Below are 13327 nucleotides of genomic sequence, written 5' to 3'. Positions count from 1 at the left end.
CTGTTTGGCTTTTCAAAGCCAACAGGTTTTTGACTGCGTACGGATAAGAGGCACTGATAGATTGGGAAGGAGATTTACATGGGGGTCATAAAACGTTACATGGCTTTTGTAACACCGTATAAAAAACAGATTGCATTGACAATGGTGATCGGAATGATTAAGTTCTCGATTCCCTTAACATTGCCTCTGCTTTTAAAGTATGTCATTGATGATGTGATTCAAGGCTCTGGATCGGCTGAAGAAAAAACATCCACTCTCTTTATTATTATGGGAATCATGCTTGTATTATTTTTAGTGATGAGACCGCCTGTTGAGTACTACAGACAATACTGTGCGCAGTGGACAGGCAGTAAAGTATTATTTGATATTCGGGAAAAACTGTTCTCGCACATTCAAAAGCTAAGCCTTCGTTATTACGCCAACACGAGAACAGGGGAAATTATTTCAAGGGTCATCAACGATGTGGAGCAAACAAAGGAATTTGTCATCACAGGGCTTATGAACATTTGGCTTGATTTGATGACCGTCCTGATTGTGATAGCCATTATGTGTACACTGGATCTTAAACTCACCATTGTGTCTGTCATTATTTTTCCGCTGTATGCGTTAGCAGTGAAGTATTTTTACGGACGGCTTCGCAAGCTGACAAAAGAGCGGTCGCAGGCACTGGCTGAGGTACAAGGGCACCTGCATGAGCGAGTACAAGGAATGCCTGTCATTCGCAGCTTTGCGATTGAAGAATACGAACAAGAGAATTTTCACGATGAAAATAAAAATTTCTTAAACAAAGCGATCAATCATACGAATTGGAATGCCAAAACATTCGCTGTCGTCAATACGATCACAGACATTGCGCCGCTGCTCATCATTGCTTTTGCTGGTTATACCGTCATTAACGGGTCGCTTTCAATTGGGACAATGATTGCCTTTGTCGGCTACATTGATCGGATGTACAACCCGATTCGCCGTCTCATTAACTCATCGACGACTTTAACTCAGTCAGTAGCATCAATGGATCGTATTTTTGAGTTTATTGATGAACCGTATGAAGTAACAGACAAGCCGAATGCAAAAGAAGCCAATCACTTAAAAGGAGAGGTAGAATTTAAAGATGTGTCGTTCCGTTACGAACATACACAGGAAGAAATTTTACACAATATCTCCTTGAAAGTAGAAAAAGGTCAAACCGTTGCGCTTGTAGGAATGAGCGGCGGAGGGAAGTCGACGCTCGTCAGCCTAATTCCAAGATTTTATGATGTCACAAGCGGATCACTCGAAATTGACGGCATTGATATTAAAGAGTACAAGGCAAGAAGCCTGCGGAATCAAGTCGGGATGGTGCTCCAAGATACATTCTTATTCAGTGACACCATTAAAGAAAATATCGCTGTGGGAGACCCAGAAGCATCCTTTGAGAAAATTGTGTCGGCGGCCAAAGCGGCTAATGCCCATGAGTTCATCATGTCTCTTCCTGAAGGATATGACACAAAGGTAGGAGAACGTGGCGTAAAGCTATCAGGCGGTCAAAAACAACGAATTTCAATTGCGAGGGTATTTCTTAAAAATCCACCGCTGCTTATTTTAGACGAAGCGACGTCTGCACTTGATTTAGAAAGTGAACATTACATTCAAGAAGCGATGCAAAAGCTGGCAAAAGATCGCACAACTTTTATTGTTGCGCACCGTTTATCAACGATCACACATGCGGACCTCATTGTGGTCATGGAACAAGGCGAGATTGTGGAAAAAGGAACACATGAAGAATTAATGAACCGAGACAGCCACTATCGCCATCTATTTACCATTCAAACATTAAATTAGTAGAAGCCTATCCGATTCTAGCGGATAGGCTTTTTTATGCTTGTCAAAAACATGACATATTTCCCAGCTTGTCTCAATACAATTTTAAAAAGTATGACGGGGTGGTGAAGATGTGAAAGAACAAGAAGTATTGCTAGATGTCAAACAGCTGTCCATTGCCTTTCAGCAAAAAAAGCAGAGAGTGCCGATCGTCCATGACATCTCATTCTCTATTCAAAAAGGAGAAACCTTAGGTATTGTGGGCGAATCTGGCTGCGGGAAAAGCATCACATCGATGTCTTTAATGGGGCTGAATCACCAAACAGAAACAACAGGTCACATACAATTTGAAGGTCAAAACCTGCTGTCACTTTCGGAGAAACAATGGCGAGAGGTCAGAGGGAATGACATCTCAATGATTTTCCAGGAACCCATGACTTCTCTCAATCCACTCATGACCATCGGCAAGCAAATGACAGAAGCCCTTTTCACACATCAGGCCATCAGCCAAAAAGAAGCAAAAGTGAAGGCAGTAGATTTGCTTCAAACGGTAGGCCTGAAACAAGCAGCGTCATTACTCAAAAAATATCCACATGAACTATCGGGCGGCATGCGTCAGCGTGTGATGATTGCGATGGCGATGCTGTGTCACCCAAAGCTCATGATTGCAGATGAACCAACGACTGCACTTGATGTCACCATCCAAGCACAAATTCTTCGTTTGCTCAAAAAGTTAAATGAAGAGATGGACACCGCTATTTTATTTATTACTCATGATTTAGGCGTCGTGCGGCAAATATGCCAGCGTGTCATGATTATGTATGCCGGTCGAATCGTAGAAGAAGGAACCGTTGACCGTATTTTCCAAAAACCTCTCCATCCCTACACGAAAGGTCTTTTCGCCTCTGTTCCATCATTTAAAGAGAAAAAAGAAAAACTCATGTCCATTGCGGGTCATGTACCTAAGCCAGGAGCTATTCGGTCCGGTTGTCAATTTGCACCACGCTGTCCATATCAAATGACGCAATGTCTTGAAAAAGACCCATCTTTACAATCCATTTCACACAATCACCGCGTCGCATGTTTTCTAATGGAAGGAGGAGAAGACACTGAATCACCCACTCTTGCAAGTGAATCAACTGACGAAGCGTTATGACACATCGGCATTTTTTTCTAAACACAAACAGACGACTTTGGCTTTAAATCAAGTGTCCTTTCACATGAAAGAAGGAGAGACGCTCGGCATTGTGGGCGAATCTGGCTGCGGGAAATCAACCCTTGGCAAAAGCTTAATGAGATTAATCGAACCGACTTCTGGCTCAATCCAAATGAAAGGAAAAGAAGTGATGCTTCTTAAAGAACGAGACATGCGTTCCTTCAGAAAAGACATTCAAATGATTTTCCAAGATCCATACGCTTCCTTAAATCCACGAATGAAAATCAAAGACATTTTAGAAGAACCGCTCATTGTTCATAAACATGGAACAAAAGCAGAAAGACAAAAGCGGGTAAAAGAGATGCTGCACATTGTTGGGTTTGACCCATCCTATGGAGATCGATATGCGCACCAATTCAGCGGCGGCCAGAGGCAGCGTATTGGAATTGCTAGGGCACTGATTACTCATCCAAGTCTTGTGATTGCCGATGAGCCAGTTTCCGCTTTAGATGTATCGGTTCAAGCGCAAATTTTGAATTTAATGCTCGAATTGCAAAAGACGCTTTCTCTGACGTACTTGTTTATTTCTCACGATCTAGGCGTTGTCAAGTATATGAGCGACCGAATTGCAGTGATGTACGCTGGCCGTATTGTAGAAATGGGTCCTGCGGAGGCCGTCTTTCACAAGCCGCTTCATCCTTATACATCGCTTCTTCTGACATCCATTCCACATATGGATCACGTGCTGGAAACGCAGGATGTGTCAGCAGAAGAATCCACCTTGTTGTCAGAAGATGGCTGTCCTTTCTATAAAAGATGTCCAAAAAGGTGGGCGCAATGCTTGCAAGCTGTTCCGCCTTTGTATGAGGAGGAAACAGGTCATGCAGCTGCGTGCTATTTATATCAAAAGGAGGAACACAATGAAGAAGACATGGTTATTCAGTAGTTTCATTCTTGTGCTAGCACTTGCGTTATTTTTAGGGGGCTGTTCATCTTCATCAACATCAGAAGAAAAAGCCACAAAAGACACTCTCGTATTCGGCAGAGGAGGGGACTCTACGTCACTTGATCCGATTACAACAACAGAAGGCGAAACCTTCAAGGTCACAGAGAATATGTTTGAAAAGCTTTTGAATTACGGTGAAAAAGACACGACCATCCATCCGGGCCTCGCAACAGAATGGGATGTTGCAAAGGACGGAAAATCGTACACGTTCTACTTAAGAGAAGGTGTGAAATTTCACGATGGCACAGACTTTAATGCAGAAGCAGTGAAATTCAACTTTGACCGCTGGATGAATGGAGATGCCGAAAAATTTCCTTACTACGGCATGTTTGGCGGCTATAAAAAAGATAAAGGGCATGTCATTAAAGACATCATCGTTAAAGGAGAGCATGAAATTGAATTTCAACTCAAACGCCCGCAGGCAACATTTCTGAAAAACATCGCCATGTCACCATTTGGTATCGCTAGTCCTGCAGCAGTTGAAAAAAGCGGTGATTCATTTAGAGAAAACCCAGTGGGCACAGGACCATTTAAGTTTAAAGAATGGAAGCAAAACGACCGTATTGTCTTAGAAAAGAACGAAGATTACTGGCAAAAAGATAAACCAAAACTGAAACAAATCATCTTCCGCTCTATTCCTGAAAACTCTGCTCGTTTAAATGCGCTTAAAACAGGCGAAATCGACTTAATGGATGGCGTCAATCCGTCCGATTTAGATGGCATTAAAACAGACAAAGCGCTCCAGCTGATTGAAAGACCATCCATGAACGTAGGTTATATCGGGCTGACAGTGACTAGAAAGCCGCTTGATAACAAGTTGGTTCGTCAGGCACTCAATTATGCAGTTGATAAAGAATCAATCATCGAGTCGTTTTATGGAGGGCTTGCTGAACCAGCAAAAAATCCACTTCCTCCGTCATTAGAAGGCTACAATGACGAGATTGAGCCATATCCATATGATCCGGAAAAAGCAAAAGAACTATTGAAAGAGGCAGGCTTCCCTGACGGTTTTCGCATCAAGCTTTGGGCAATGCCTGTGCCGCGTCCATATATGCCAGACGGGATGAAGGTAGCTGAAGTCATTCAGTCAAACTTTGAAAAAGTTGGTGTCAAAGCCGAAATCGTCACATATGATTGGGCGACTTATTTAGATAAAGCAAGTAAAGGCGAAGCAGATGTGTTCTTATTAGGATGGACAGGGGACAATGGCGATCCTGATAATTTCATCTACACATTATTAGATAAAGACAGTATTGGCGGTAACAACTATACATTCTTCCAAAACGATAAAATGCATGACATCCTCATTGAAGCGCAGACCGATACAGATCAAAAGAAGCGAAATGAATTATATCAAGAAGCTCAAGAAATCATTCATGATGAAGCGCCTTGGATCCCATTAGTCCATTCAATTCCAATGCTTGCCGCATCTAAAGATTTAAAAGGCTACCAGCCGCATCCGACTGGTTCCGAAGCATTGACTGACGTATATTTCGAATAAGCAAATAAGGGAGATCGTTCGATCTCCCTTATCCAAACAATGAAAAGGCGGTGAAAGCTGTTTGTTTGCTTATTGTATGAAGCGAGCAGGAATGCTCATTCCAGTACTGATCGGAATGACCTTAGTTGTATTTTCTATTATTCGGTTTATCCCTGGAAATCCGGCGCAGGTCATCTTAGGACAGCGGGCAACGAAAGAAGCAGTAGAGCAATTGACGATTCAGCTTGGTTTAGACCAGCCGTGGTACGTACAATATGGTCACTACATGCTGGGGCTTTTAAAAGGCGATCTAGGGACTTCCATACGAACAGGAGCGGCTATTGCCCAGGAAATGAAGCCTTACTTATTCGCTACATTAGAATTGACTTTCTTCGCTATGTTGCTGGCGATTATTGTCGGTGTGAATGCCGGAATCATTAGTGCGTGGTTTAAACATTCTTTCTTTGATTATGTGGCCATGTTTATTGCGCTCATTGGGGTGTCCATGCCGATTTTCTGGTTAGGCTTAATGGGACAGTGGCTATTCTCGATTGAATTAGGTATTTTGCCGACTACAGGACGAGAAAACGTCAGAAATCCGGTAGAGTCGATCACCTATATCCATACGCTGGACACGCTTTTGCAAGGGCGATTTGATCAATTCTTTGACAGCATCAAGCATTTAATTTTACCAAGTACCGCTCTCGCAACGATTCCTGCTGCGATTATTGCAAGGATTACGAGGGCAAGTATGTTGGAAGTTCTTCATTCAGATTTTATTCGAACAGCAAAAGCAAAAGGGGTACGTTCATTTTTCATCATTTATCAGCATGGGCTGAAAAATGCGCTCATTCCGATTTTAACGATTATTGGTCTTCAAACAGGTCTCTTGCTAGGCGGAGCCATTTTAACAGAAACGATCTTTGCTTGGCCGGGAATTGGGCGATATATTTACGATGCCATTAGCTATCGTGATTATCCTGTCATTCAAACTGGCATTCTTGTTGTTGCGCTCATATTTGTGCTGATCAATTTCATTGTGGATATCTTGTATGCAGTCATTGATCCGAGGATTAAATACTAGGGAAGGGAGAGTGACGACATGGAAGCGCAAAAAGAGCTTCAAGCACCTAAACAAAAGGAAGAACGCTCTCAATCACTGATTCTTGAATCGATGAAACTGTTCTTTCAGCACAAGCTGGCGGTCATTGGCACTGTGATTGTCTTTTTATTTCTGATCCTAGCAATCTTTGCACCGCTCATTGCTCCTTATGGAATCAACGAGCAGTCACTAGGCGAACGATTTAGTGCCCCTTCAGCTGCGCATTGGTTTGGAACAGATGATTTCGGGAGAGACATATTTTCTAGAGTCGTGCATGGAGCTCGGATTTCATTATGGGTGGGTTTCTTCTCCGTTCTCGGGTCGGTTATTTTAGGGACATTGCTTGGATTGATGGCAGGTTACGGCGGTAGATTACTGGATGCTGTCATCTCAAGACTATTTGATATTTTACTCGCTTTTCCTAGCATTCTATTAGCGATTGCGATCGTTTCCATCTTAGGCCCTTCCTTACAAAATGCCCTTATTGCCATAGCGATTATTAACGTCCCGACTTTTGGGCGGCTGGTTCGTTCAAAGGTGCTGAGCATTAAGCAAGAAGAATATGTTTTAGCAGCAAAAGCAGTTGGGATGTCACACCGCCGCATTGTTCTTCGTCACATTCTGCCAAATAGTATGGTGCCGGTCATCGTTCAAGCGACGCTTGCGATTGGTACTGCCATTATTGAAGCGGCGGCTTTAGGATTTTTAGGATTAGGTGCACAAGCGCCAAGTCCAGAGTGGGGGAAAATGCTTGCAGATGCGAGACCTTATCTCGTACAAGCGCCATGGACTTTATTTTTCCCGGGGATTGCGATCATGCTGACGGTTCTTGGCTTTAACTTGATGGGAGATGGATTAAGGGACACCCTTGATCCTAAAATGAAGAAAATAAAATAAGACCGATTCTAAGAATCGGTCTCAGCGTGTAGGCAAACCCTCGCATTCGTTGTTAGTCCTGCGTGCCGGTGCTCACGAATGTCAGATTCGCTCCGCTCCGGTACTCGTCCTTCCTAGACTGCAAGAGTTTTCAACTACGCTGAAATGAAGACAAATGTCTAAAATAAAGATCATTTTAGCCCTTTGTCAAAAATGTAAGCCCGATTCTTAGAATCGGGCTTTTGTATTTAAGCTTCTTTTTCTTCTGTCTCAATCTCACTATCTTTTGGGTGATACGTTTGGAAGCTTGTAATCAAAGTATCTAGATGCTCCAATTCATCACGGTATTCAATAATACTCGACATCACATTCAGCATATTGTAATCCAGCAAGTCGTTTTCTTGATTTTGCTGGTGCTGAATAAATGATTTCGTTAATGCTTCAAGACGAAGAGAGCATTCATTCTGAAAATCATCGTCCTGCGGTTTCATTTTTCCAACAAACTTCATCAAGGTACGTTCATGCCAATAAAGTAAATAATCAATCTCATCTGTTAAGCTCTCTCTGAAATGCTCTGGCATCAAATGAATTTCATTTTCTAACTTATGAAGCTTTTTCAGCAAGTACAGCGCTCGATTAGACGTCATGATTGCCTGTCTGAATAAAACAAGCTTTCTAGATTTGACATAAGTTGTTTTCTTTAAATAGCTTCGTTCTTCTTTGTATAACAAGTAAATGTGATCTAATTTGATCATGCGTTCTTTTATTTGATCGATGTCATCCTTTAAAGTGGAATGATCAGTAGACTGTCTGGAGCTCAGACGGATCCATTTTAAAATCTCCTCCGTATTTTCCATAATGTGATGAACAAGCTTTGTTTCATACTTTGGCGGCAGGAAAATCAAATTCACTAAAAATGAAGAAAGTACGCCTAACACCACAGTTGCTGTTCGAATTAAGGCAAAGGAAAGGAAATGATCCCCTGCACTTTCTAAAATCGCGATGACGGTTACGAGTGCAATCGGAATCGTGTGTTCAATCTTCAGCTTTAAATTAATCGCAATGACCATGACGGCAGTTAAGCCGATGATGACGGGTCCTGTGCCAAAAAGCAGACCGAACGTAATGGCAAGTGCTGCTCCAATAATATTGGCTTGCACTTGATCAACAATCGTTAAAAATGATCGATAAATAGATGGCTGGATAGCAAATACAGCTGCAATTCCCGCGAAGACGGGTGTCGGCAACCCAAGCCATGTTGCCAGGTAAAGCGCGAGTACAATGGCAATACCAGTTTTTAAAATACGGGCTCCAAGTTTCATTGGTTTTGTCCCTGCATTCCTTTCTTTTCGATAATAGATGACCACTTGTCATATATCATAAATATTTTGATGAAACAACTAAGTAATATACAGCGGTCTTCCGAAATATTCAAGTGATTTTTGAAAGTTCATGAAAACATCAAAAGAAGGTATTGAGAAAAAATGTAACAGATTCACTCGCTTTTGACAATCAAGAGCTGGTAAATAAAAAAACAGACGCATGAATTTACGTCTGTTTTTCTCTTCATTATGATTGTTTCAGCTGTTCAAACGCATGATCTACTGCTTTGAGCGTTTCAGAAATATCATTTTCAGTATGTGCAATGGTTAAGAACCAAGCTTCATATTTAGAAGGAGCGAGGTTAATACCTTGTGCGAGCATGAATTTAAAGAAACGGGCGAACATTTCACCATCCGTATTTTCAGCCTGCTCGTAGTTCACAATCGTTTCCTTTGTAAAATAAATGGTGAGAGCACCTTTTAAGCGATTCACTGTAATATCTACTTGATGTTTTTTTGCGTGGGCTAAAATTCCCTCTTCTAACATGGCCCCAAGCTGATCAAGACGTTCGTAGACCCCGTCTTCTTTTAACACTTCCAAGCATGCAATACCAGAAAGGATGGAGGCAGGATTACCTGCCATCGTACCAGCTTGGTATGCTGGTCCAAGCGGGGCGACTTGCTCCATAATTTCTTTTTTGCCGCCGTAAGCGCCGATTGGAAGACCGCCGCCGATAATTTTACCTAATGCAGTGAGGTCAGGTTTTACTTGAAGCAAGTCCTGTGCACCACCATACATAAAGCGGAAAGCTGTAATGACTTCATCATAGATGACTAGAGCCCCTTTTTCATGAGTCAGGTCATTCACCTGCTGCAGGAAACCGTCTTTAGGCTCTACGATGCCAAAGTTCCCGACAATTGGCTCAACAAGAACAGCTGCTACTTCATCACCCCAGCGGTCTAATGCTTCTTTGTAGCTGTCTATATCGTTGAATGGAACGGTAATGACTTCATTGGCAATACTTTTAGGCACGCCCGCTGAATCTGGTGTTCCTAAAGTGGAAGGTCCAGAGCCGGCCGCAACTAGCACAAGATCAGAATGACCGTGGTAACATCCGGCAAACTTAATGATCTTTGTTCTGCCTGTATAAGCGCGAGCGACACGGATTGTCGTCATCACAGCTTCTGTACCTGAATTGACAAAACGAACTTTGTCCAAAGCAGGCATCGCTTCCTTCAGCATCTTAGCAAAAGTGACTTCATGCTTCGTTGGTGTTCCGTAAAGGACACCCGTCTCGGCTGCTTTCGTGATGGCTTTTGTAATATGAGGATGAGCATGTCCCGTAATAATTGGACCGTATGCTGCTAAATAGTCGATATAACGGTTTCCGTCAACATCCCAAAAATAAGCGCCTTCGCCTTTTTCCATTGCAACAGGTGACCCGCCGCCCACTGCTTTATATGAACGAGATGGGCTGTTAACCCCTCCAACAATATGCTCCAGCGCCTCTTGATGTAATTTTTCTGATTCGGTGAATTTCATAAATAGCCTCCTATCTCAACGTATCACGTCGTCTATCATTATTTTAACATGCCGATGCAAGCGTCCTTAGTTGAATATCTTCTCGAAATTGGATAGGCTAATGAAAAAATAGGTTGGAGGGATTGTATCATGACAATCGAAGTGGGGCAGCAAGTACCTGATATTGAATTACTTGGTGATAATGGAGAGAAAGTAAAGCTCTCTGATTTTAAAGGGAAACACATTGTCCTTTATTTTTATCCAAAAGATATGACGCCGGGGTGCACAACGGAAGCTTGTGATTTCCGTGACCGCCATCAAAGCTTTGCGGAATTAGATGCTGTGATCATCGGCGTAAGCCCAGACGGTCAAGACAAGCACCAAAAGTTTAAAGAAAAACATGACTTACCTTTCCTGCTTCTTGTAGATGACGAACAAAAATTGTCTGAAGCTTTCGGTGTATGGAAGCTGAAAAAGAACTTTGGTAAGGAATACATGGGAATTGAACGCTCAACGTTTCTTATTAATAAAGAAGGAAAGCTTGTGAAAGAGTGGCGTAAAGTAAAGGTGAAAGATCATGTGGAAGAAGCGCTTGAGGAACTGAAAGCTCACGCTTAATATGTTGACGTGATGAGATCGGCAGTCGTGCCGGTCTTTTTTGTATAGAAGAATAGGTAAAAAAGAGGATTGTAATTGACAAAGTTTCGGCTCTGGGGGTACACTATTTATAAAGATTATAATATAAGAATATTTTTGAAAAGAGAGGTGCATGATGAAATGGCTGCTCACGAACTAAAAGATGCTTTAGACGCTCTAAAAGAAACCGGTGTTCGAATTACTCCGCAGCGCCATGCCATCTTGGAGTTTCTCGTAAATTCTATGACACACCCAACCGCGGACGATATATATAAGGCACTTGAAGGAAAATTTCCTAATATGAGTGTAGCAACGGTTTACAACAATTTACGAGTCTTCCGGGAATCTGGATTAGTAAAAGAATTAACGTATGGGGATTCCTCAAGCCGATTTGATTTTGCGACATCTGACCATTACCATGCGATTTGTGAAAACTGCGGAAAGATCGTTGACTTTCACTATCCTGGCCTTGATGAAGTAGAACAGCTTGCATCCCATGTGACAGGCTTTACAGTAAGTCATCATCGCTTGGAGATCTATGGCACTTGTCAAGAATGTGCAAAAAAAGAAAATCATTAATGAAAAAGCTGACCAGTTGAATGGTCAGCTTATTTTTATGACTTTTTTCGATTGTAGGATTCATCAAACTCTTTGCCTTCTAATGCTGGATCGAGTGTAAGTGGCTCTCTGCAATGCATGCACATGTCCACCCGCCCAAGCACTTTTGTTTCCTTCTCACAGCCTGGACATACGACCCGGACTGCCTTCGTAGAAAGCATACCGATCCAAAAGTAAACGGCTGTACTCAATCCAATCGATAACACGCCGAGTAGCATAAAGAAGGTCGACAGCCAGACCGATTCCTTGAAGAACACACCGATATACATGATCAAAAAACCAACAAAAACCAAACTAAGTGCAAATGTTCTGATTTTATTAATCTTACTGGAGTATTTCGCCATCCCTAGTCCCCCTTATCTCCAATATAGCACATTTTACCTTTCTGTTTGAATTAGTTATAGAGTTTTGTGAATAAATTGCTTATAATGATTCAACGATCTTTTTTCATGTATTGAAGGAATTTTGATTCTATGAGGAGAAATACATAGCATTAGAGAAGAACCTTACACCCGAGTATTGGAGGAATCACTATGGAAAATCTTCTCCGTCCTATTTATCAAGAGAGAGCAAGTCATCCAGATACATTAGCTGTGATTATAGTAGAAAGAAGACATAAAGTATCTTCTGAGACGGATAACTTTGATGCAGCGCTTCTAGTCATCGTAAAGGATGCGGAAGAACCGTTATTTATTAAGCACTATGAATCCGGTCACCAAACAGCTTCTTTAAATGTTGTCACAGATGATCAGTTGAAGGAATGGATTACCTTAGGTACCAACAGACGGATTATTGATTGGATTTTAAACGGAAAAGTCCTGTTTGATCGAAATGAATATATTTTCAACTTGATTGATGAACTGAGTACATTCCCGTTTTCTAACCGCAAGCTCAAAATTGGTTTAGAATATGGCAAGCTCATTCGAAGATATATAGAAGGAAAAGCATTTTTTGAATCAAATCAATTCCTCGATGCATATAATTCCATTGTGCATGCCCTGCATCATCTGGCGCGTATTGAAGTGATTGATAAAGGCTTCCACCCAGAAGTGACCGTTTGGAACCAAGTACGTCATATGGAGCCGGAAGTATATAAACTTTATTCAGAGCTGATTGAAAGCCACGAAAGTCTTCATAAACGGTTAGAACTTTTATTCCTAGCGAATGATTTCTTGATTCATTCAAAAGCAGAAATTGGTGCGGCTCATTTGCGTCATGTCATGGAACAGCAGGAAATTTGGCTGTTTGGCGAGCTTCTTGCACATCCTGATCTCAAACATTTCACGCCTGATCTTAGTGTGATGATTGATTTCTTTGTGGAAAAAGGAATTGTGCTAGTAGAGCCAATTGAGACGAAGGGGCAAAAAATCTATCATCGAGGATATTTTGTTAAAAAAGATATTGACGTATGAATATTATGATGGTATATTATTAAACGTCGCTAATGAGCAACTGAGTTGCTTTGAAAGAAAAGCGGACAAAAAGAAATTCAGAAAAACACTTGACGCACACGGTGCTCAAATGTTATATTAAGAAAGTCGCTTCTGAGCGATAACGAAAATGATCTTTGAAAACTAAACAAGACAAAACGTACCTGTTAATTCGAGTTTTTTATAAAAAAATCCTATGATACTTCATAGGTAGTCAGTCAGACTGACGAGGCAGGAAATGATCACATGCTAAGTTCGCTACATCGTGTAGCAACGCATGTGTGATATGCATCCTGCATACCTCGGAGAGTTTGATCCTGGCTCAGGACGAACGCTGGCGGCGTGCCTAATACATGCAAGTCGAGCGGACAGAAGGGAG

General features: G+C 41.8%; 12 protein-coding genes and 1 rRNA gene. 10 read left to right on the top strand and 3 right to left on the bottom strand.

All coding sequences use genetic code 11. From position 1 onward, the window contains the following. The first annotated feature begins 78 nt into the window (after positions 1–78). From ACRRMM_RS14040 to ACRRMM_RS14015, 6 genes are all read left to right on the top strand, one after another. Positions 79–1821: an ABC transporter ATP-binding protein gene (locus tag ACRRMM_RS14040; protein WP_428828833.1), complete on the top strand. Its 1743-nt coding sequence runs from the start codon at positions 79–81 to the stop codon at positions 1819–1821. A gap of 112 nt (positions 1822–1933) precedes the next feature. Continuing rightward, positions 1934–2956, top strand: coding sequence for an ABC transporter ATP-binding protein (locus ACRRMM_RS14035; protein ID WP_342493382.1), 1023 nt, complete (start codon positions 1934–1936; stop codon positions 2954–2956). Further along, a complete protein-coding gene (locus tag ACRRMM_RS14030) occupies positions 2925–3902 on the top strand; it encodes an ABC transporter ATP-binding protein (RefSeq protein ID WP_342493383.1) in 978 nt (325 codons plus the stop codon). The genes ACRRMM_RS14035 and ACRRMM_RS14030 overlap by 32 nt, the downstream gene beginning before the upstream one ends. After that, entirely contained in the window at positions 3877–5463 is a 1587-nt protein-coding gene (locus tag ACRRMM_RS14025) for an ABC transporter substrate-binding protein (protein WP_096881158.1), read from the top strand. The genes ACRRMM_RS14030 and ACRRMM_RS14025 overlap by 26 nt, the downstream gene beginning before the upstream one ends. A gap of 61 nt (positions 5464–5524) precedes the next feature. Continuing rightward, on the top strand, positions 5525–6526 hold the full coding sequence (locus tag ACRRMM_RS14020) for an ABC transporter permease (RefSeq protein ID WP_007496737.1): 1002 nt from the start codon (positions 5525–5527) through the stop codon (positions 6524–6526). Positions 6527–6544: 18 nt separating this feature from the next. Continuing rightward, positions 6545–7441 (top strand): ABC transporter permease, encoded by an 897-nt coding sequence (locus tag ACRRMM_RS14015; protein ID WP_007496739.1) that lies wholly within the window; start codon positions 6545–6547, stop codon positions 7439–7441. Positions 7442–7668: 227 nt separating this feature from the next. Here ACRRMM_RS14015 and ACRRMM_RS14010 read toward each other — a convergent pair whose 3' ends face one another. Together ACRRMM_RS14010 and ACRRMM_RS14005 are read right to left on the bottom strand one after the other, a co-directional pair. After that, positions 7669–8742 carry an FUSC family protein gene (locus tag ACRRMM_RS14010; RefSeq protein WP_025206980.1) on the bottom strand — a complete coding sequence of 358 codons (1074 nt, stop codon included), beginning with the start codon at positions 8740–8742 and terminating at the stop codon, positions 7669–7671. Between the two features lie 247 nt (positions 8743–8989). Next, entirely contained in the window at positions 8990–10285 is a 1296-nt protein-coding gene (locus tag ACRRMM_RS14005) for a glutamate-1-semialdehyde 2,1-aminomutase (RefSeq protein WP_008341922.1), read from the bottom strand. Between the two features lie 129 nt (positions 10286–10414). Between ACRRMM_RS14005 and bcp the strand changes: the two genes are divergently transcribed. Beyond that, a complete protein-coding gene (gene bcp / locus ACRRMM_RS14000) occupies positions 10415–10882 on the top strand; it encodes a thioredoxin-dependent thiol peroxidase (protein ID WP_007496746.1) in 468 nt (155 codons plus the stop codon). 159 nt (positions 10883–11041) lie between these two features. Further along, on the top strand, positions 11042–11479 hold the full coding sequence (gene perR / locus ACRRMM_RS13995) for a peroxide-responsive transcriptional repressor PerR (RefSeq protein WP_003217782.1): 438 nt from the start codon (positions 11042–11044) through the stop codon (positions 11477–11479). A 35-nt stretch (positions 11480–11514) separates the two neighbouring features. Here perR and ACRRMM_RS13990 read toward each other — a convergent pair whose 3' ends face one another. Beyond that, entirely contained in the window at positions 11515–11862 is a 348-nt protein-coding gene (locus ACRRMM_RS13990; RefSeq protein WP_007496750.1) for a YgzB family protein, read from the bottom strand. A 189-nt stretch (positions 11863–12051) separates the two neighbouring features. Between ACRRMM_RS13990 and ACRRMM_RS13985 the strand changes: the two genes are divergently transcribed. Continuing rightward, on the top strand, positions 12052–12930 hold the full coding sequence (locus ACRRMM_RS13985) for a nucleotidyltransferase-like protein (protein WP_268439283.1): 879 nt from the start codon (positions 12052–12054) through the stop codon (positions 12928–12930). 317 nt (positions 12931–13247) lie between these two features. Continuing rightward, positions 13248–13327 (top strand): 16S ribosomal RNA (locus tag ACRRMM_RS13980); the annotation flags it as partial.

Origin of the sequence: Bacillus sp. XT-4 (assembly GCF_050864245.1) — a bacterium.
Taxonomy (GTDB): domain Bacteria; phylum Bacillota; class Bacilli; order Bacillales; family Bacillaceae; genus Bacillus; species Bacillus altitudinis.
The sequence above is the reverse complement of the archived record's forward strand: the minus strand, read 5'-3'. Positions and strand labels throughout refer to the sequence as shown.